Annotated in this window: 18 protein-coding genes; 10 read left to right on the top strand and 8 right to left on the bottom strand. The window is 67.2% G+C overall.

Annotated elements, in window-relative coordinates:
* Positions 1–16: 16 nt before the first annotated feature.
* The 3 genes from LG306_RS06090 to nadC are packed head-to-tail and all read left to right on the top strand — an operon-like array spanning position 17 to position 3,254.
* A complete protein-coding gene (locus LG306_RS06090; protein WP_404419010.1) occupies positions 17–889 on the top strand; it encodes a metalloprotease in 873 nt (290 codons plus the stop codon).
* Positions 886–2,400, top strand: coding sequence for an L-aspartate oxidase (locus LG306_RS06095; protein ID WP_404419012.1), 1,515 nt, complete (start codon positions 886–888; stop codon positions 2,398–2,400). Before LG306_RS06090 ends, LG306_RS06095 begins: the two co-directional genes overlap by 4 nt.
* The gene (gene nadC, locus LG306_RS06100; RefSeq protein ID WP_404419014.1) at positions 2,397–3,254 is read left to right on the top strand and encodes a carboxylating nicotinate-nucleotide diphosphorylase; all 858 of its coding nucleotides are present in this window, start codon (positions 2,397–2,399) and stop codon (positions 3,252–3,254) included. Before LG306_RS06095 ends, nadC begins: the two co-directional genes overlap by 4 nt.
* A 21-nt stretch (positions 3,255–3,275) precedes the next feature.
* Here nadC and LG306_RS06105 read toward each other — a convergent pair whose 3' ends face one another.
* The gene (locus LG306_RS06105) at positions 3,276–4,373 is read right to left on the bottom strand and encodes a cell wall hydrolase (RefSeq protein ID WP_404419016.1); all 1,098 of its coding nucleotides are present in this window, start codon (positions 4,371–4,373) and stop codon (positions 3,276–3,278) included.
* A 450-nt stretch (positions 4,374–4,823) separates the two neighbouring features.
* Between LG306_RS06105 and LG306_RS06110 the strand changes: the two genes are divergently transcribed.
* Together LG306_RS06110 and LG306_RS06115 are read left to right on the top strand one after the other, a co-directional pair.
* Entirely contained in the window at positions 4,824–5,009 is a 186-nt protein-coding gene (locus tag LG306_RS06110) for a hypothetical protein (protein ID WP_404419018.1), read from the top strand.
* 245 nt (positions 5,010–5,254) lie between these two features.
* Complete coding sequence (locus LG306_RS06115) at positions 5,255–5,611, top strand: DUF6481 family protein (RefSeq protein WP_205682739.1); 357 nt, start codon at positions 5,255–5,257, stop codon at positions 5,609–5,611.
* A gap of 64 nt (positions 5,612–5,675) precedes the next feature.
* Here the strand turns inward: LG306_RS06115 and LG306_RS06120 are convergent, their stop codons facing one another.
* Positions 5,676–8,915: a PAS domain S-box protein gene (locus tag LG306_RS06120; RefSeq protein WP_404419020.1), complete on the bottom strand. Its 3,240-nt coding sequence runs from the start codon at positions 8,913–8,915 to the stop codon at positions 5,676–5,678.
* 237 nt (positions 8,916–9,152) lie between these two features.
* Between LG306_RS06120 and LG306_RS06125 the strand changes: the two genes are divergently transcribed.
* The 4 genes from LG306_RS06125 to LG306_RS06140 all read left to right on the top strand — a co-directional run bounded on the left by LG306_RS06125 (position 9,153) and on the right by LG306_RS06140 (position 13,850).
* Positions 9,153–10,334, top strand: a complete 1,182-nt coding sequence (locus LG306_RS06125) for a cell wall hydrolase (protein WP_404419022.1) — start codon at positions 9,153–9,155, stop codon at positions 10,332–10,334.
* Between the two features lie 79 nt (positions 10,335–10,413).
* The gene (locus LG306_RS06130) at positions 10,414–12,351 is read left to right on the top strand and encodes a PAS domain-containing protein (protein WP_404419024.1); all 1,938 of its coding nucleotides are present in this window, start codon (positions 10,414–10,416) and stop codon (positions 12,349–12,351) included.
* Between the two features lie 63 nt (positions 12,352–12,414).
* Positions 12,415–12,822, top strand: a complete 408-nt coding sequence (locus tag LG306_RS06135) for a response regulator (protein ID WP_404419026.1) — start codon at positions 12,415–12,417, stop codon at positions 12,820–12,822.
* 68 nt (positions 12,823–12,890) lie between these two features.
* Positions 12,891–13,850 (top strand): aldo/keto reductase, encoded by a 960-nt coding sequence (locus LG306_RS06140; protein ID WP_404419028.1) that lies wholly within the window; start codon positions 12,891–12,893, stop codon positions 13,848–13,850.
* A gap of 70 nt (positions 13,851–13,920) precedes the next feature.
* Here the strand turns inward: LG306_RS06140 and trxB are convergent, their stop codons facing one another.
* Positions 13,921–14,928: a thioredoxin-disulfide reductase gene (trxB, locus tag LG306_RS06145; protein ID WP_404419030.1), complete on the bottom strand. Its 1,008-nt coding sequence runs from the start codon at positions 14,926–14,928 to the stop codon at positions 13,921–13,923.
* A 68-nt stretch (positions 14,929–14,996) separates the two neighbouring features.
* Between trxB and LG306_RS06150 the strand changes: the two genes are divergently transcribed.
* The gene (locus tag LG306_RS06150; RefSeq protein ID WP_404419032.1) at positions 14,997–15,278 is read left to right on the top strand and encodes a hypothetical protein; all 282 of its coding nucleotides are present in this window, start codon (positions 14,997–14,999) and stop codon (positions 15,276–15,278) included.
* A 124-nt stretch (positions 15,279–15,402) separates the two neighbouring features.
* Here the strand turns inward: LG306_RS06150 and LG306_RS06155 are convergent, their stop codons facing one another.
* The 5 genes from LG306_RS06155 to LG306_RS06175 all read right to left on the bottom strand — a co-directional run bounded on the left by LG306_RS06155 (position 15,403) and on the right by LG306_RS06175 (position 18,212).
* On the bottom strand, positions 15,403–16,395 hold the full coding sequence (locus LG306_RS06155; RefSeq protein WP_404419034.1) for a mitochondrial fission ELM1 family protein: 993 nt from the start codon (positions 16,393–16,395) through the stop codon (positions 15,403–15,405).
* 5 nt (positions 16,396–16,400) lie between these two features.
* Positions 16,401–16,874: a transcription elongation factor GreA gene (gene greA, locus LG306_RS06160; RefSeq protein ID WP_017504734.1), complete on the bottom strand. Its 474-nt coding sequence runs from the start codon at positions 16,872–16,874 to the stop codon at positions 16,401–16,403.
* A 146-nt stretch (positions 16,875–17,020) separates the two neighbouring features.
* On the bottom strand, positions 17,021–17,221 hold the full coding sequence (locus LG306_RS06165; protein WP_045809837.1) for a hypothetical protein: 201 nt from the start codon (positions 17,219–17,221) through the stop codon (positions 17,021–17,023).
* Positions 17,222–17,275: 54 nt separating this feature from the next.
* Entirely contained in the window at positions 17,276–17,941 is a 666-nt protein-coding gene (locus tag LG306_RS06170; protein ID WP_404419036.1) for a glutathione S-transferase family protein, read from the bottom strand.
* A gap of 70 nt (positions 17,942–18,011) precedes the next feature.
* A complete protein-coding gene (locus tag LG306_RS06175) occupies positions 18,012–18,212 on the bottom strand; it encodes a cysteine protease (protein ID WP_404419038.1) in 201 nt (66 codons plus the stop codon).
* Between the last annotated feature and the right edge of the window lie 60 nt (positions 18,213–18,272).

The following is an 18,272-nucleotide window of genomic DNA, read 5'->3' on the forward strand; positions in this document are numbered from 1 at the left end:
CGCCCATCTGGACGCCATGAGCAACACAGACACCACAGATCAGACGCCTGGCCGCACGCCGGCCCGCCCGCCGGGACCTTGGGACGCCAAGCCCGAAACGACAGCGGCGCGTGAAACCGCGCCGGCGCCCGCAGCCGAAGCGCCGGTCGAGAAGGACCAAAGCTTGGTGTGGGCGATGCTGTCCACAGCGCTGATGGGCGGCTTCCTGTGGTGGATCACGGGCAGCGCCATCGTGGCGGGCGCGGTGCTGATCGGCCTGTTCGTCCATGAGGCGGGCCACGCCCTGGCGATGAACAAGCTCGGCATGGGGCCGGCCCGCATCTACATCATCCCCTTCCTCGGCGGCCTGGCCAAGGCGCGGCGTGAGCCGAAGAGCGAGTGGGACGGCGTGCTGGTCTCGTTGGCCGGACCGGCGTTCGGCCTGCTGGCGATGATCCCCTTCGTCGGGGTCTGGATGGTTCTGGGGCAGGGCGAATGGCTGATGGGCGCCTTCTTCATCGCCATGCTCAATCTGGTGAACCTCGTGCCGGCGCCGCCTCTGGATGGATCAAAGGCGCTAGGGCCGGTGCTGACGCGTGTGCATCCGCGTCTGGAGCAGATTGTGCTGCTGGTCATCGGCGTGGCGGTGGTCTGGTGGGGGCTGACGACCGGGCGGTTCATTCTGGCCGCCTTTCTGGCTCTGTCGGTGTTCAGCCATCTGAAGCGTGGCGTCTGGCGTGCGGCCTGGGGAACGCTGAGCTGGCCCGAGGCGGGCAAGAGCCTGGCGCTCTATCTGCTGACCCTTGCGGTGTGCGCGGCGGCGGCCGTCGGCGCGCTGATGCCGATGACGGGGGGTGATCCGGCCGGCGCGGTGCAGTTGGGCCTCAACTACTTGGGCTTTGGACGATGAACCGAATGCGGCATGACGGACCTCTGATCGTCGGGGCGGGCCTGGCGGGGCTGTCGGCCGCGCTGGAGGGGGCCAAGACCGGCGCGAAGGTTCTCGTCGTGACGCCCGAGCCCTTGCTGAACGCCTGTTCGTCCGCCTGGGCGCAGGGCGGGATGGCGGCGGCGCTGACGGCGCAGGATTCGGCCGCATTGCACGCCAGGGATACCGAGGCGGCGGGCGCGGGTCTGGTCGAGGCGGTCGCGGCGCGCGCCCTGACCGACGCCGGGCGTGAGACGGTGGAGTGGCTGGCGGCCCTGGGCGCGCCGTTCGATCAGGATGCGGGCGGCGGCTTCGTGGTCAGTCTGGAGGCGGCTCATTCCGTTCCTCGCGTGGCCCGGGTCGGCGGCGACGGCGCTGGCCGAGCCATCTTGTCTGCTGTCGTTGCGGCGGTGCGGGCTGAAAAATTGATCGAGGTCTGGGACGACGCGCGGCTGAAGGCCCTATCACAGGACGACAAAGGCCGAGTGGTCGGCGCGGTGGTCGTGCGCGGCGACCGCCTAGTCGAGATAACGGCGACGGCGGTGGTGCTGGCCACTGGCGGTGCGGGTGGTCTGTTTGCGGCGACCACGACCCCGGCGGCGCTGAAGGGCGAGGGGATGGCCCTGGCCGCGCGAGCCGGCGCGGAAATCCTCGATCCGGAGTTCGTGCAATTTCACCCCACCGCCATCGACGTGGGGCTGGACCCCGCCCCCCTGGCTACAGAGGCCTTGCGGGGCGAGGGCGCGCGACTGATCGATGGTCAGGGGCGGTTCCTGCTGGGTGACGAGGCCGACGCCGATCTGAAGCCGCGAGACGTGGTTGCGCGAGCGGTCCATGCGGCGCGCGCCGACGGGCGAGGGGCCTTTCTGGATGCGCGGGCAGCGATCGGGGACGAGTTTCCCCACGCGTTTCCCGCCGTCTTCGCCGCCTGTATGCGCGCCGGGCTAGACCCGCGTGTCAGCCCGATCCCAGTGATGGCGGCCTGCCACTATCACATGGGCGGGATCACCGCCGATGCGGACGGACGCACGACGGTTGCGGGCCTTTATGCGGTCGGCGAATGCGCGGCGACCGGCGTGCATGGCGCCAACCGGCTGGCGTCCAACTCCCTGCTGGAAGCGGCGGCCTTCGGTCGGCGCGCGGGCCGGTCGGCGGCACAGGAAGTCGGCGGCGGCCGCGCGTTGGCGACCGAGGTTTCGCCCGACCTGCCAGATGAGGCGATGGCCGAACTGCGGACCGCAATGACGGCGCATGCCGGCGTGGTGCGTGACGCGGAGGGACTGCAGACCCTGATGGCCCTGATTGACCGGCTGCAGAGCCAGCACGGGCCGGCGGCCGTCCTGTTGGCGGCGCGGCTCATCGCCCAGGCGGCGCTGGACCGGCGCGAGAGCCGGGGCGGGCACTATCGCTCGGACTATCCGCAGACGGATGGGGTCGCTGTGCATACGCGGGTGCGGATCCCGCACCCGGCTGCGTTGGAGGCGGCGGAATGAGACGACTTCCAGAAGTCCTGATTGAGCCCGTCGTACGCCTGGCGCTAGCCGAGGATCTGGGTCGGGCCGGCGACGTGACCGCCATGGCCTGCATCCCCGAAGGTGCGCGGATGAAGGCGGCCTTTGCGACCAGGAAGTCCGGCATGCTGGCCGGCATCGACTGCGTGCGCCTGGCCGTGCTGGCCATGGACCCCAAGGCCTCGGTCGATTTGAGATTGAGAGATGGCGACGCCTTCGGCGCGGGCGAAGTGCTGGCGGTGGTTGAGGCTGACGCGCGCGCCTTCCTCTCGGCCGAGCGGACGGCGCTCAATCTGGTCGGGCGGCTCAGCGGCGTGGCGACTTTGACGCGCGCCTATGTCGAAGCCGTCGCCGGGACCAAGGCGCGCATCGCGGATACGCGCAAGACCACGCCCGGCCTGCGCGCGCTGGAGAAGCACGCCGTGGCCTGCGGCGGCGGGATCAACCATCGCTTCGGTCTGGATGACGCCATCCTGATCAAGGACAACCACGTCGCCGTCTGCGGCGGGGTCGCCGAGGCGGTACGGCGGGCCAAAGCCTTCGCCCCGCATCTGATGAAGGTCGAGGTCGAGGTTGATGGGTTGGATCAGCTGGACGCCGTATTGGCCCTGATCGACGAGAGCGCGGCGCCCGATGTCATCATGCTGGATAACTTCAGCCTCGACGACCTGCGCACCGCCGTGGCGTGCGTCGCTGGGCGGATCGTGCTTGAGGCCTCGGGCGGGGTCGATCTGACGACCGTGCGCGGCATCGCCGAGACGGGCGTGGACGTCATCTCGGTCGGCGCCCTGACCCATTCGGCGCCCGTTCTGGATATCGGCCTGGACGCGCTCTGACCGCTTCCAGACCTCCGACGATCAGGCGGGGCTGGAGGCCGTTTCGGCGACGTCGGTCTTAGACGGAGCTTCGGCTGGACGCGAGGCGCGCGCGGCGGCGGGCGCCGGCGCGGTCGACTGGGCCGTCGGCGCGGGCAGGGCGCGGCCTTCCTGTGCCAGCACCATCGAATAGGCGACCGCCTGTCCGGCCTGACGCGCGGTCTCGACGGGGTTGAGGCCGGCCTGGATCAGGCGCGGCTGGTCCGCCGGCGCCGCGCGACGAGCGGCGTAGGTGAACGTCCCGCCGGTGCTCGAACGGCCGCCGAAGCGATAGAACAGATGGCTGCCGACCTGGCTGACCTGCACCAGCGACGAACGCCAGCCCGGCGTCACGGCGGTGGTGTGGAAATGGGTTGCATTGCCAACCCGCGAGAAGACCGACCCCGACATGGCGTTCGACGCCACGGTCCTGGCGCGGTTCCAGGCGGCCTGGTTGACGCGGCCGCGCATCGCTCCGGAGCAGGTGAAGGAGAACTGGCAACCGGTGCTGCGCGCCGCCCCTTGGAAGACGACGCCGCAGACCGTCTTGGGGAAGGCGGGGTGGCGCACGCGATTCAGGACGACCTGGGCCACGGCCTTCATGCCGTCGGCGCCCTCGCCACGGGCTTCATAATAGACGGCCTGGGTCAGGCAATCGAGATCGCGGCTGGCGTCCAGGGCATTGGCGACGCGGAAGGCGGGCGCGGCGGTCGGTGCGGTCAGGCTGGCGCGGCGAAGGTTGGGGTCGCCGGGCGCGCGAAGTTGTTCGAGACGGGCGGCCAGCAGTTCGGCCTGGCGATCGCGCTGGGCCGAGCCCGCGCTGGTGTAGGGATCATGACGACGCGCAATGGTCAGGGCGCTGGCGTCGAGGCCGCCGGCGGCGGCGGCGAGGGCTTCTTCCGTGAACCCAGCGGCCGTTGCGCCCTGAATCCGTTCGGCCTGGGCGCGCAGCGTCGTCGCGCGCGCCGTCGTGCCGCCCAGATAGGCGCATCCGATCGCCAGTCCCATCAGACCGCCAAAGGCTGCGACAGCCGTCATGGGCTTGATATTGGCCACACGATCGGCGCGCAAAATGGCGCGCGTCTGCGAGGAATGCGACAACGAGATAGTCCTGTTCAGCAGGGCGAGAAACGCGGCCCCCGGGGGTAGTCTTGCCGGCGAGGCGACCTGTCGCGGTCGCGGTCCAGCCTGCAAATTCCGGCGCTCGGCTCACTGGCCCGGGCGTCGAGGACGGGCCTTTAGCCAGCCTTTTATGGCGGCAATGTGTTCGATTCGCAATCCGATGGTTAAGCCTACGGATTCGACAGGTATTTTTTAGTCGCGGTGCCCTCTGTGGCTGCAACATGGCGACGACGGCGCAATCAATAGCCTGAATAGTGTATCCGACTACAATTGCACTTGTTATGTATAGATATGCTGCGGTGCGGCAAACTAACCTCGTGGCTCAACACTGTTTAGAAATATACCGGCTGTCCTGCGCGCGACTAAAACCCAAGACAGGAACCGCAGCGTAGAGTTTGCGTTCAAGCGTGGCCTTTTGGAGAGATGTCCATGTCGAAGATCATCGTTCTAGCTGCCGCCGTGGCCACGGCGCTCACGCTGTCCGCCTGTGGCGCGACGATCGAACAGAAGGCCGCCAGCGGCGCGATCGCAGGCGCGGTCGTCGGCGGGCCGGTCGGAGCCGCAGTCGGCGGCGCGGCCGGCGCAGCTGTCGGTCAGGCGCAAAAGCCGAATTAGGATAGCTATGGTGATGCGTGTTCATATCGCCGCGCTTGCGATACGGGCCGCGTCGCCTATCTGATCGGAGTGTTGCGGCCACGCCGCCGCGACGCTCCAAATGACGCATCGGGCCGATTTGCGGGCTGCGAACCTTGATTTTCGCGCGCTTATCGGCTTTGTGCGCCCCGCTTCGGGCCGTTCGTGACGCAGCCTGACCCCCGACGACCGCCCTGGTCGCTCACAAGGAACCCTGACGCTTTCGCATGAAAGATCTGAAGACCGGATTCTCCGACCGCATTACCGCCCAGCAAGAGGCCAAGAAGGCCCTGCTCGCCAAATTCAAGCCCAAGGCCGCCGCGCCCGATCCCGAGTTCGAGCGGCTGGCTGAAAAGCGCGCCGCCGAAAAGGAAGCCCTCCGTCAGCAGCACGAACTGGCCAAGGCCGAGCTGCGTCGCGAGAAGGCCGAAAAGGAAGCCGCCCGTCTGGCCGCCGAACTGGCCGCCCAGGAAGAGATCGACGCCGAAAAGCGCGCTGACCGCAAGGCGCGCAAGCAGTTGACCAAGGAAGAGCAGAAGGCCAAGCGCGACGCCCGTTACGCCGCGCGCAAGGCGCGCCGCTAGATCCAGGACGTCATCTGGACAAGACCGACGCGCCGCACGTTTGCGGCGCGTTTTTCTTTGCGCGTCAGGCGGTTGGAGCCGCGCTCAGCCTTTCCAGAAGATCCCGCAGCTGATCCGATGAATAGGGTTTGCGCAGCAGCGGCCAGGTCGTATCGGCCAGCACGGCGTCGACATCCTCGCCGATGTATCCCGACGTCAGGGCGATGCGCAGATGCGGCCGCTCAAGCGCCGCGGCGTGCGCGAGTTCGATCCCGCTCATGCCGCCCGGCATGACGACATCGGTCAGCATGACGTCGAATCTGTCGGCATTCAGAAACTTCAGCGCATCGTCGCCCGTTTCGGCCCAGTCGACCTCGAGGCCGAACCCTTCGAGAATTTCCAGCGCGATCGCAGCCACGCCTGCATCGTCTTCGACCAGCAGAACCCGCCCGCCCTTCATCAGCGCATGATCGCTTGCGACGGCGGGGATCGGCGCATTGGCGGCGTCCTCGATGGAAAGCGGCGGCAGATAGATGCAGATTTCGGCGCCCTGTCCCGGCTCTGAAAAGATTTGAACGCCGCCGCCGGATTGGCGCGCAAAGCCGTAGACCTGACTCAGGCCCAGGCCAGTGCCCTTGCCGACGCCTTTCGTCGTGAAGAAGGGTTCGAACACGCGGTCTCTGATGTCCGGCGACATGCCCTCGCCGTTGTCGGACACGGCGATGCACACATATTCGCCGGCCGGCAGTTCTGCGACCTGACCGTCCTCGACCTCGCAGATCCGCGTCTGGACCGTGATGCGGGCGTCTGGGCCCTTGGCGCCGGTCACATCGCCCAGGGCGTCGCGGGCGTTGACGATCAGATTCAGGAGCGCGGCCTCGAACTGGGCCGGATCGACATTGGCCCGCGCGCCGCCGCGCTTCAGCTTGACCTTGAAGTCCACCGCCTCGCCGACCGCCCGGCGTAGTAGCGGCTCGCTTTCACGGATCAGGGCGTTCAGGTCGATCGGTTCGGGGCGCAGCGCCTGACGACGCGAGAAGGCCAGCAACTGATGCGTCAGGCTCTCGCCCCGTCGCGCCGCCGCCAGCGCCGCCTCGCCCAACTTCCTGCGCTTGGCCGCATCCTCGCTGCGCAGGATGATGTCCAACGCCCCGATCACGACGGTCAGCAGGTTGTTGAAGTCGTGCGCCACGCCTCCGGTCAGCCGACCCACCGCCTCCATCCTCTGGGCGTGGACCAGTTGAGCCTCGGCCTGAGCCTTTTCGATCAGGGCGGCGTCGACCCGTTCTTCGAGAAGCTCGTTGATCCGTTTCAGATCGTCCTCGGCCTTCTTGGCGTCGGTGACGTCCAGACAGGCGCCGACATAACCCTGGAACACGCCGGAGGCGTCGAAGCGCGGCACGCCTTCGGTTCGCAGCCAGCGCGGGCCGAGCGTTGGATGGTTGATCCTGGTCAGGGCCTCGAACCGGTCCCGAGCCTCAAAGGCGCGCATGAAGGCGGCGGCGAAGACCCCCTCGTCGTCCGGGTGGATCAGTCGCCTCCAACTGTCGGGCAGATGCGCGTCGGCCTCCACGCCGAAGAAGGTGCGGTAGCGCCTGTTGGCGAACATCATCTGGGCGGCGTCGTCGCTCATCCAGATCAACGCCGGCGCGCTGTCGGCGACGGTGCGGAAGCGGTTCTCGGATTCTTCCAGCTTGGCTTGCGCGACGCGCATATCCGTGACGTCGAAGGCCACGCCGACGAAGCCGACAATGTCCTGTCCCGCCAGCCGCGGACGAGAGAACGACTTGAGCCAGCGCCACTCGCCGTCATGGCGGCGATAACGCGCCTCCATCGAGAAGGGCTCGCAGGTCGCTTCTCCAGCGACCGATTCCGTCAGAATGCGGTTCCGATCCTCGGGATGGAGCGCAGCGCGCCAATCCAGGTTGAGGACGGTCTCATAGTCAGACCCGTGGAAATCCACATACGCCCGATTGACGAAGGCGCGCGTCCGATCCTGGTTGGTGACCCAGATCAGCACCGGTGCAGTGTCGGCGATGGCGCGGAACCGCTGCTCGCTTTCGCGGGTCTCGTTTTCCGCGCGGGCGCGTTCGACCTCCGCCCATGTCCGAGCGGCGACCTCCTCGACCAGACTGACCTCCGCCTCGGTCCACCGGCGCGGCGCGGCGGAGTGAACATAGAGGAAGGCGCGCAGGCGTCCGGCCCGGATCAGCGGCGCGCGGACCAGGGCGCGGGTCTGGATATCCTCGAACGCCCTGGCGGCCGCCGTCGTGCGTGCGTCGTCCCTGACGTCTTCGATCTGGATCGTGCGGCCCTGGTTGAGATCCGCGATCAGGCCTTCGCCAAAAGCGTTGAGGGCGAACTGGCCTTGGGCGCTGATTACGCCTGCGGTCCAGTCGCGGCTCATGGAAACGACGCCAGCCGTTTGGTCGACCTCGCCGTAACCGACCCGGTCGACCTTCAACAGCGCGCCCAGCGCGCTCTCGACCTCGGCCATGATATCGTCGGGATCGGTCAGGTCGCGCAGGCGATCGCTGAGATCCAGCAGGAAGGCTTGTCTGCGTTCGGCCTGCGCCGCGCTTTGTAGAGCCTCGTGCGTCTCGGTCACGTCGAAAGAGATGCCGGCATAGCCCATGAAAGCGCCTTGGCCGTCGAAGCGGGGCCGCGCGATGGCCCGCATCCAGCGCCAAACACCGTCGCGATCCCGAACCCTCGCCTCCATCTCAAAGGGCTGGCGTCCGGCCGCGCCCGCGCTTTCAGCAGTCTTCACCTGCTCCAGATCTTCGGGGTGGACGGCCGACCGCCAGCCGCCCTGTTTGAGCGCCTCCAGGCTCATACCATGCAGGTCGAACAGCGCTTCATTGACGAACTCGAACTCGCCCTGGGCGTCCATCAGCCAGATCGGCGAGGGGGCCGTGTCCGCCAGCTGTCGAAAGCGGGTTTCGCTTTCACTCAGTCGCGAGATGGCGCCTCGCAACGAGGCGCCGATGGCGGCGATGAACAGTCCGACCAGCAGGAAGTTCCAGGTCGCTGTGCCGCCGACGGCCTCTAAAATACCGTCATGGCCGGTCGCGGTGACGCCGACGATCGCCCAGCCGCCGCCTGTGCAGACGACAAGCGCCGTCAGGGCCCCGGTCCAGCCGCCCGCCAGCGCCGCAAGGGTGACGGCCGGGAGCAGAATGGTGAAGCCTGTCAGGTCCCCATAGAGGGGTGACGCGAGCGCCCTCAACGCCAGACCCAGCAGCGCGAATCCCGCGCCGACGAGCAGGCGGTGAGTGAACGAGGCCGTCGGCAGACGCGCCAGGCCGACCAGCCAGCGATCCATGCCCGCGATCCGCCGTTTCGATCCGCCTGCGCTCATACTGTCGGTTTGCCCCATCAGCGACGCGTTTGCGATGCTGGAACATAGTCTTACACCTTGCGTTTGGGGCGACCACCCCCTGACGCGCAGCAGGGCGTGATAACGGCGGTCGTCGTGACGCCGGAAAATGGCCTATAAGTCGGACTAGACGCGCGATCTCAGCGAACGGCCGGTGCGCCGATCGCGGCTGTTGGACCCTGAATGACCCGCTTGCCCTGGAAGACGATGTGGAAGGCGCTTCGGCGTTCGGCGGCGGCGCTGCCCGCGGCCGGCGCCGTGCTGGGCGTCGCCATGGCGGCCGGGTCCAGCGTCCGCCCCGATCTCGATCGCACGGCGGAGGCTGTCTCGCGGATCACCGGGGGCGACCTCGGCGCGGGCGGTCTGGCGGCGATCAAGGGGCGTCTGACGCCCTCGCAGCTGGCTCTGGCGATGCGGCACGACCCAAACCTGCTGCAACCGGCCCTTTATGGCCTGACGCCGGGTTGGGAGAGCCTGACCCTGGCCGGCAAGCCGGGACTGGAACCGGGCAAGAGCGGTCTGGAGGCCCAACGATTGAATGCGGCCATGGCGCCGGCGTCAGGGGCTCTGCGCCCCGCAGTTCCCTTTGTCTTCAGGGGCAGCGCCCAGGATCGTCGCCGCGCCCTGCGTTGCCTGACACAGGCCGTCTATTACGAGGCGGCGCTGGAACCGGAAAACGGTCAGGCCGGCGTCGCTCAGGTCGTGCTCAACCGGGTTCGCGATCCCAACTACGCCAATACGGTTTGCGGCGTGGTGTTCGAGGGCGCCGAGCGGATCACGGGCTGCCAGTTCAGCTTCACCTGCGACGGTTCACTGGGTCAGGCGCCGGTTGGTTGGGCGTGGGAGCGGGCGCGCAAGGTGGCGGAGCGCGCGCTGAACGGCGCCGTGGCGCAGGAGGTCGGCACCGCCACCCACTATCACGCCGACTATGTGCATCCCTGGTGGGCGCCGACGGTGGCCAAGGTGACGCAGATCGGCGCGCACATCTTCTATCGCTGGAAGGGAGTCTATGGCGAAACCGCCGCCTTTCGCAAAACCTACAATGGGCGTGAGCCCGCGATTGACGAAGCCCGCTTCTCGCGTCCGCGCATGACGGTCGCGGCCGGCTCCGCAACCGGCGGCGCCGATCCTGACGCGCCGCTCAAGGACGCGCCCCTCAAGACGGTTGAGATCGATGGTCAGCAGCGCGTCGTCGGCGTGGTCAGCCTGGGCGGTCGGCGCCTGCCGACGCGTGAGGAAGTCGCCGCCATCAACGCGCGCCTGAATGCTCTGGAGCGGCCCGCATCGGCGACCAAACCGGCCGCCCCGGCGCCCGCAGGCGTCACCGCAATGGATGTGGAGGAAGTCGGTCGCCCCGCGAACTGACATCCTGCATTGCAACGCTTCATCACTCCGAGCATTGATGTCGATGGCCGGAACTGACCGGCCCAGCGAGGACGCCTGCTTGACCCACCCCGAAGTCGATTGTCCGAGGTGGGACGAAGCCGACCGTCTGAAGGCCCTGACGAGCTACGGCGTGCTGGACACGACGCCTGAAGGGTCGTTCGACGATCTGGCGTCGCTCGCCGCGCGCATCTGCGAAGCGCCGATGGCCGCCGTCAGCCTGGTCGATTCCCAGCGTCAGTGGTTCAAGTCCGAGGTCGGTCTGGGCGTGCGCGAAACGCCGCGCCCGCTGTCGTTCTGCGCCCACGCCATGCTGCGCGACGACGTTATGGTCATCCCCGACGCGATGCAAGATGAGCGCTTCATCGACAATGACCTGGTGACGGGCGCGCCGCACATCCGCTTCTATGCCGGCTATCCGCTGAGGACGCCCGACGGCGTGCCGCTGGGCGCCCTGTGCGTTCTGGATGACAAGCCGCGCCCGCAAGGTCTGACCGAGCTTCAGTTGATGGCGCTCAAGACCCTGGCGCAACAGGTGATGACGCAACTGGAGCTGCGTCGCGCCCTGTTGGACCGGGACCTCAGCGACCGCACGGCGCGGCTGGCGATGGAGGCTTCGGCCTATGTGGGGGCCTGGGACTGGGACATTCCCGAGAACCGCGTGATCGCCGACGAACGCTTTGCGCGCATGTACGGCGTGGATCCCGAAGCGGCGCGCGAGGGCGCGGCCATTGAGGTTTTCACAAGCAACGTCCATCCCGACGACGCCCATCGCGTCGCCGACGAGATCGACCGAGCCATGACGGGCGACGGCGCCTTCGTCAGCGAATATCGTCTGGGCCAGGGCAATGACGTGCGTTGGGTTCTGGCGCGCGGTCAGGTCTATTTCGACGCGGAGGGCAAGCCGATCCGCTTCCCCGGCGTCGCGGTGGATATCACCGAACGCAAGACGATCGAGACGGATTTGGCCGAGACTGCCGTAGCCCTGAGCGAAAGCGAGAGCCGGTTCCGGGTCTTGGCTGACGCCATGCCGCAGATGGTATGGTCCACCCTGCCGGACGGTTTCCACGACTACTATAATGCGCGCTGGTACGAGTTCACGGGCGTGCCTCTGGGCTCGACCGACGGCGAGGGCTGGAACGACATGTTCCATGCCGACGACCGCGAACGGGCGTGGGCGGTGTGGCGCAACTCGCTGGAAACCGGCGAGCCCTATGAGATCGAATACCGGCTGAAGCATCACAGCGGCGTCTATCGCTGGACCCTGGGCCGCGCGGTGGCGATCCGCGACGAGGCGGGCGAGATCACCCGCTGGTTCGGCACCCTGACCGATATCGACGAGTTGAAGCGGCTTGAGCAGGGCCGCGAGTTGGTCAGCCAGGAGCTGAGCCACCGGATCAAGAACATCTTCGCCGTGGTGACCGCCCTGATCGCCCTTTCGGCGCGACAGTATCCGGAGGCGAAGGCGTTTGCGGCCTCGCTGCGCACGCGGATCGGCGCCTTGGCCCGTGCGCATGAATTCGTGCGGCCGCACACCGAGACGTCCAAGACCACGATCGGGGCGACAACCCTGCATTCCTTCCTGTCCGACCTGTTCAAGGCCTATGCGGACGAGACGGGGGGGGCGCGCGTCGTGATCCGGGGCGAGGACGCCGTCTTCGACGATCAGGCGGCGACCTCCGTGGCGCTTCTGTTCCATGAATTGGCGACCAATGCCGCCAAATACGGCGCGCTGTCCGAGCGCGGAGGCGTCGTGACGCTCGACACCGAACGACAGGAGGATCGCTTCGTCCTGACCTGGTCGGAAACGGGCGGTCCGGTCATCCAGAGCCTGCCGCAGCGCACCGGCTTCGGCTCCTCCCTGGCCAGCCTCTCGGTCGAGGGACAGCTGGGCGGTCGGCTGTCGCGCGAATGGCGACCCGAGGGCCTTCAGGTCATCGTGGATCTGCCGGCGACGGCCTTGTCCAGGCGGCGCGCGGCCGGCGGGTATTCAAATTAGTCCTGTATTGAAACCTATCCCTCACACTGACGTTACGTACGTTCCCGAACCCCCGATCGAGCCATGACTGCGCGTATCCTCATCATCGAAGACGAAGCTCTCGTTGCGATGGAGCTTAGGTTTGTCCTGGAGGATCTCGGTCACGAGGTTCTGGGCGTCGCCGCGACCGCAAAGGCCGCGCGTGATCTGGTGCGCGAAAACGAAGTGGATTTGGCGCTGGTCGACATCCACTTGTCCGATGGTCCCGCGGGCATCAACCTGGGCCGTGAGCTCGGCCAGGACATGGGTGTGTCGGTCCTGTTCATGACGGCCAACCCCGGCATGGTGAAGGAAGGCGTCGCCGGAACGATCGGCGTCCTGTCCAAGCCGACCGACGAACACGCCGTGCAGACCGCCGTGGATTACGCCCTGCGCCGCCGCCAGGGCCAGCCGGTCGATTACGCACCGCCGGGTCTTCAACTCTTCGGGTAACCGCTTTCCCAACGGTTGCAGCCGTATGGATGCGGCATATGTCGAGGGCTCCCCAAAGGAGACCTCCCATGACGACCCTCACCAAACGCAAGCTCGGCTCCAGCGGCCTAGACATCGCCCCTTTGGTGTTCGGCGGCAACGTCTTCGGCTGGACGGCGGACGAGGCGACGTCATTCGCCCTGATGGACGCCTTCGTCGAGGCCGGCTTTGACGCCATCGACACCGCCGACGCCTATTCGCGCTGGGTTCCGGGCCACTCCGGCGGGGAAAGCGAGACGATCATCGGCAAATGGCTGAAGGCGCGCGGTCGGCGCGACGACGTCAAGATCCTGACCAAGGTCGGATCGGACATGGGGCAGGGCCACAACGACCTGTCGCCGGCCTGGATCGAAACGGCGGTCGAGGCGTCGCTGCGCCAGCTCCAGACCGACTATATCGACCTGTATCAGACCCACTGGCCTGATCCGAAGACACCGCAGGACGAGACGCTGCGCGCGCTGGACAAGCTGGTGCAGGCCGGCAAGGTGCGCGCCATCGGCACCTCCAACCATTCGGCCGAACAGGTCGCAGAGGCATTGGATATCTCGCAGCGCGAGGGTCTGGCCGCCTATGCGACGATCCAGCCGCACTACAACCTCTACAGCCGCGACACCTTCGAGGGCGGATTGCAGGACCTGGCCGTGGAGAAGGGCTTGGGCGTCATCACCTATTTCAGCCTGGAGAGCGGCTTCCTGACCGGCAAATACAAAACCGTCGATCAGATCGCGGGGACCAAGCGCGAGGGAATGCTGAAGGACAAGTTCGACGAGCGCGGCGTGCGCATCCTGGCGGTGCTGGACGCCGTGGCCCAGAAGAACGAGGCCACCTCGGCCCAGGTCGCCCTGGCCTGGCTGCTGGCCCAGCCGGGCGTGACGGCCCCGATCGTCAGCGCGACCTCGACCGAACAACTGGCCGACACTCTGAAGGCGGCGACGCTTAAGCTGTCGGACGAGGACTTGGCGGAACTGACGGAGGCCTCGGTCTATTGAGGTCTGGGGCCGCCCCCACCCGGTCGCTTCGCGACCACCCTTCCCTGAAGGGGAGGGAAAGTCTATCGGTTCACCATACCCCGATCTTCTCTGCTTCGGCGTGGGGGATCGGGTTGTGGGCCTTGGCGTGGTCTTCCTCGGCGAGGAAGCGGCTGACTTCCAGGGCGGCCATGCAGCCCATGCCGGCGGCGGTGACGGCCTGGCGATAGACGTCGTCGGTCACGTCGCCGGCGGCCCAGACGCCCTCGATCTCGGTCGAAGCCGTGCCGGGCTTCACCCGCAGATAGCCGCCGGCGTTGGTTTCCAACTGGCCCTTGAACAGTTCCGACGACGGGGCGTGGCCGATGGCGATGAAGACGCCGTCGGCGGGGATTTCCCGGGTCGAGCCGTCCTGGACGTTCTTGAGCCGAACGCCCGTGACGTTCTTGGCCATGCCGTCCACGACGCCGACGATCTCCTCGATCGCCGAGTTCCAGATCACCTCGACCTTGGGGTGGGCGAACAGCCGGTCCTGGAGGATTTTCTCGGCGCGGAACTCGTCGCGACGGTGAACGACCGTGACCTTGGAGGCGAAGTTGGTCAGGAACAGCGCCTCTTCGACGGCGGTGTTGCCGCCGCCGACGACCACGACTTCCTTGCCGCGATAGAAGAAGCCGTCGCAGGTGGCGCAGGCCGAGACGCCAAAGCCCTGATAGGCGGCCTCGCTTTCAAGCCCCAGCCACTTGGCCTGGGCGCCGGTGGAGATGATGACGGTCTCGGCCAGCAGCTCCTCGCCGCTGTCCAGCGTTAGGCGGAACGGGCGTTGCGACAGGTCGGCGGAGACCACGATGTCGTGGATGACCTCGGTCCCGACATGCAGGGCCTGGGCCTGCATCTGCTCCATCAGCCAGGGACCCTGGATGGTGTCGGCGAAGCCGGGATAGTTCTCGACGTCGGTGGTGATGGTCAGCTGGCCGCCGGGCTGGATGCCGGCGATGACGACGGGGTTCAGCGAGGCGCGGGCGGCGTAGATGGCGGCGGTCCAGCCGGCGGGGCCGGAGCCGATGATGGCGACGCGAACGGTACGAGCTTGGGTCATGGCCCTATTTAGGCGGTGATTCCCGTTTGCGCGATGCTAGTCTCGCCCGACATGAAGGGGAGATGGGGATGACGAACAAGAGCGTGGCCTTCCTGCCGATCGGGATCGGTCTGGGCCTGTCGATCGGCGTGGCGCTGGGCGTGGCCCTGGACAAAGTCGGCCTGGGCCTCGCCCTGGGCACGGCCATCGGATCGGGCTTTGGCGTAGCCTTGATGGGGGCCGCGAACGCCAAGGCCCGGAAGGGCGGCGGGTCAGACGGGGGCGCGGTCATGCCGCCATCGGACACGTCGCAGAACAGCGGCTCGGACTGCAGCGCGGACAGCGGCTGTGACGGTGGCGGCGGCGACTGAAAAGGCCACCCCAGAATTTTTTAGTGCACTTTGGTGCAGATTTTTGCGAGCCGTTCTTAGAAAGCCTCCTGATGACGGCCGTCACCATAGGGCGTGACGGCGTCAGGAACGGACGTGGGTCTCGCTATCGCGTCCGCATCGCTTCCAGAACGGCGCGCGCGGCGCGGTCGGTTTCGGCCAGCGGATCGTAGGTCCAGGTGTCCAGCGCGCCGTCAAACGGGCGGGTGGCGCCGCGCGACTGCAGGTCGTCGTGCAGGCGAGCGAACTTGTCGCCGGCCTTCAGCGGGATCATCGGCAGGACGTGAACCGGCTTGCCGGTCGAGGCGGCCTCGGCCGCCATGTTGGCGCTGTCCTCGGTGACCAGGATGTGGTCGGCGAAATGCAGGAAGCCGAACAGGGGGTTGTCGCCTGTCCCATCCCAGATCCAGCCCGGCAGGTCCGACAGGCGAGCGGTCATGACGGCCTTGGCCGCATCGGGCGTCCGGCGTGAGAAGGTCAGCATCAGTGCGCCGCCCGACGCTCGCACGGCGTCCGCGATCCGGTCCGCCAAGTCGGCCGCATGGGCGGGGGGCAGGTCGAAAGCCTTGGACTTTCCGCCGATCAGCGCGGCGACGCGCGGATGGGGCAGGGGGGCGATCCGGTCGGCGAAGGCGGGCGCGACCTTGGCGATCCGCTGCGGCGTGATGCGGTGGGGCGAGCCGGTGATTTCAAAGACATTGTCGCCCGACAGGCCGTCATGGGCGGGGGCGACGATCAGGTCGTAGCGATCGTTGGCCCAGCGTGGATCTTGGGTCTGGACGACGAAGGTCTTGTCGCCGCTCCACGCCTTGACGCGGGTCGAAAGCGGGAGGGTCGCGCGACCCGTGGCGATCCACAGATCGGGCCAATGATCGGTATTGGGGCTGGTCAGCGGCGCAGACGCCAGCATGGCCGGGGTCTTCAATGCCGACGGCAAACGGTCGAAGTTCGGCCGCCAGCGGATGTGTTTGATCGTGATCTCGGCCGGGGTCAGGCGCTGTACGGCCTCAGCGATACCGAGCGCCTGATTCTCGATGCCGGCGCGGCCGTCGGAGACGACCCAGATGGAAAGGGGCTGCGCGGACGCTGCCCCCGCCACCGCTGTTACTTCCACTCGACCTTGAGGATCTCGTAGGCCTTCACGCCGCCGGGGGTGTTGACCTCCACAACGTCGCCGACCTCCTTGGAAATCATGGCGCGCGCGATCGGCGAGGCGATCGAGATCTTGCCCTTCTTCACGTCCGCTTCGTGTTCGCCGACGATCTGATAGGTGGCCTCTTCCTCGGTGTCCTCGTCCACGACGGTGACCGTGGCGCCGAACTTGACCTGGCTGCCCGACAGTTTGGACACGTCGATGACTTGGGCGCGGCTGATCTTGTCCTCGATCTCGGCGATCTGGCCTTCGATCCAGCCCTGACGCTCCTTGGCGGCATGGTATTCGGCGTTTTCGGACAGGTCGCCGTGCTCACGCGCCTCGGAAATGGCGGCGATCACGCTCGGCCTTTCGACCGACTTCAATTGCTTCAGTTGATCGTCGAGGACGCGGTAGCCCTCGGCCGTCATCGGCACTTTTTCCATTGTGTCGTGATTTTTCTGGTTCGCCCGGAGACTGGAAAGACGCGAGATAAGCACACAAAAGGCCGCGGGGCGGGCGCGGCCGGGCATCAAGACTAGGGCTTCTTGCTCAGGAATTCAAGAGCGTGGACCCCCGTCCCGGTTGACCCTCAGGCGCGGGCCGGCGGTTCGGGCTTGTGGTCGCGGCGCAGGACGCCCTTGATGAGGCTGTAGGCCAGCCAACCGACGGCGGCGAGGCCGGCGAGCATGAAGATGCCGGAAATCAAGGCGGCTCCTGCCGCCATGAAGGCAAGGACGAAGGCGACGGCCGCAGCCAGTCCGGCCACGATCTGAATGGTTTGAAGGCGCATGAGACGTTAACGCCCTCGACCACGGCGGGTTGCGCCGTCGCGATCACGATCCGATCACGCGTAGCTGTAGGGACCGCCCCGCTCGAGCGCGCGTTGATAGGCGGGCCGCGCATGGATGCGGCTCAAGAAGGCCTTCAGACGGGGCTTGGTCTCGGCATCGAAGGCGCGGTCGGCGCCCGCCTCGACCGGAAAGCTCATCATGATGTCGGCGGCGGTGAACTGGTCGCCTGCGAACCATTCCGACCGGCCCAGTTCGTCCTCCCAGAAGCCGACGTGAGTGCGCAGTTGCGGATCGACGAAGCTGGTGATCGCCTTGTTGGCGACGCCATTGACGATTGGCTTTAGAAGGGCGGGCGCGCGGCGCGGCAGCATGCTGAAGACCAGCTTCAGCAGCAGGGGCGGCATGGCCGACCCCTCAGCATAGTGCAGCCAATAGGTGAAGCGACGGCCGTCTTCGGTTCCCGCCGCCGGACGCAGGCGACCTTGGCCGTAGGTATCGAGCAGATATTCGACGATGGCCCCGGTCTCTGCGACCTTGACCGCGCCGTCCTCGATGACCGGCGACTTGCCCAGCGGGTGGATCGCCAGCAGTTCTGGGGGCGCCAGCCGGTTTCCAGGGTTTCGTTCGTAGCGCACGACCTCATAGTCCAGGCCCAGCTCTTCGAGCAGCCACAGGACGCGTTGCGAGCGGCTGTCGTTCAGATGGTGGACTTTGATCATGGGGCGGCTCCGGGCGGCGAGGCGTGACTATTCGCAACGCCGCCCCAGAAGTCGAGCGGCGATTGCGGCCTCAGCGCGGGCGGCGACCGCTCCAGCGTCCGCGCGGTTGCGGCGCGACCTTGGGCTTGGCGCCTTCGCGGCGGCTGCGCCAGACCTCATAGGCCAGGGTCGCCAGGGCCAGTTTTCCGGCGTGACGACCGGCGACGCGACGGCCGCCCTTGGACAGCAGCAGGCTGCCGAGGAGGGGGACGAGTTTGTGCAGGCGGGACATGATGCAGTTCCTTTCGCCCTTCCAACGCACGGTGCACGACCAGGGTTCGCCCTGCGACGA

The organism is Brevundimonas vesicularis, assembly GCF_044807075.1.
In the GTDB taxonomy this organism is placed as follows: Bacteria; Pseudomonadota; Alphaproteobacteria; order Caulobacterales; family Caulobacteraceae; genus Brevundimonas; species Brevundimonas vesicularis_G.

What these genes read in the sequence shown, in the direction of transcription:
- LG306_RS06090 (WP_404419010.1), top strand. Translation starts at nt 17, where the DNA reads ATGAGCAACACAGACACCACAGATCAGACGCCTGGCCGCACGCCGGCC.
- LG306_RS06095 (WP_404419012.1), top strand. Translation starts at nt 886, where the DNA reads ATGAACCGAATGCGGCATGACGGACCTCTGATCGTCGGGGCGGGCCTG.
- nadC (WP_404419014.1), top strand. Translation starts at nt 2,397, where the DNA reads ATGAGACGACTTCCAGAAGTCCTGATTGAGCCCGTCGTACGCCTGGCG.
- LG306_RS06110 (WP_404419018.1), top strand. Translation starts at nt 4,824, where the DNA reads ATGTCGAAGATCATCGTTCTAGCTGCCGCCGTGGCCACGGCGCTCACG.
- LG306_RS06115 (WP_205682739.1), top strand. Translation starts at nt 5,255, where the DNA reads ATGAAAGATCTGAAGACCGGATTCTCCGACCGCATTACCGCCCAGCAA.
- LG306_RS06120 (WP_404419020.1), bottom strand. Translation starts at nt 8,915, where the DNA reads ATGGATCGCTGGCTGGTCGGCCTGGCGCGTCTGCCGACGGCCTCGTTC.
- LG306_RS06125 (WP_404419022.1), top strand. Translation starts at nt 9,153, where the DNA reads ATGACCCGCTTGCCCTGGAAGACGATGTGGAAGGCGCTTCGGCGTTCG.
- LG306_RS06135 (WP_404419026.1), top strand. Translation starts at nt 12,415, where the DNA reads ATGACTGCGCGTATCCTCATCATCGAAGACGAAGCTCTCGTTGCGATG.
- LG306_RS06140 (WP_404419028.1), top strand. Translation starts at nt 12,891, where the DNA reads ATGACGACCCTCACCAAACGCAAGCTCGGCTCCAGCGGCCTAGACATC.
- trxB (WP_404419030.1), bottom strand. Translation starts at nt 14,928, where the DNA reads ATGACCCAAGCTCGTACCGTTCGCGTCGCCATCATCGGCTCCGGCCCC.
- LG306_RS06150 (WP_404419032.1), top strand. Translation starts at nt 14,997, where the DNA reads ATGACGAACAAGAGCGTGGCCTTCCTGCCGATCGGGATCGGTCTGGGC.
- greA (WP_017504734.1), bottom strand. Translation starts at nt 16,874, where the DNA reads ATGGAAAAAGTGCCGATGACGGCCGAGGGCTACCGCGTCCTCGACGAT.
- LG306_RS06165 (WP_045809837.1), bottom strand. Translation starts at nt 17,221, where the DNA reads ATGCGCCTTCAAACCATTCAGATCGTGGCCGGACTGGCTGCGGCCGTC.
- LG306_RS06170 (WP_404419036.1), bottom strand. Translation starts at nt 17,941, where the DNA reads ATGATCAAAGTCCACCATCTGAACGACAGCCGCTCGCAACGCGTCCTG.
- LG306_RS06175 (WP_404419038.1), bottom strand. Translation starts at nt 18,212, where the DNA reads ATGTCCCGCCTGCACAAACTCGTCCCCCTCCTCGGCAGCCTGCTGCTG.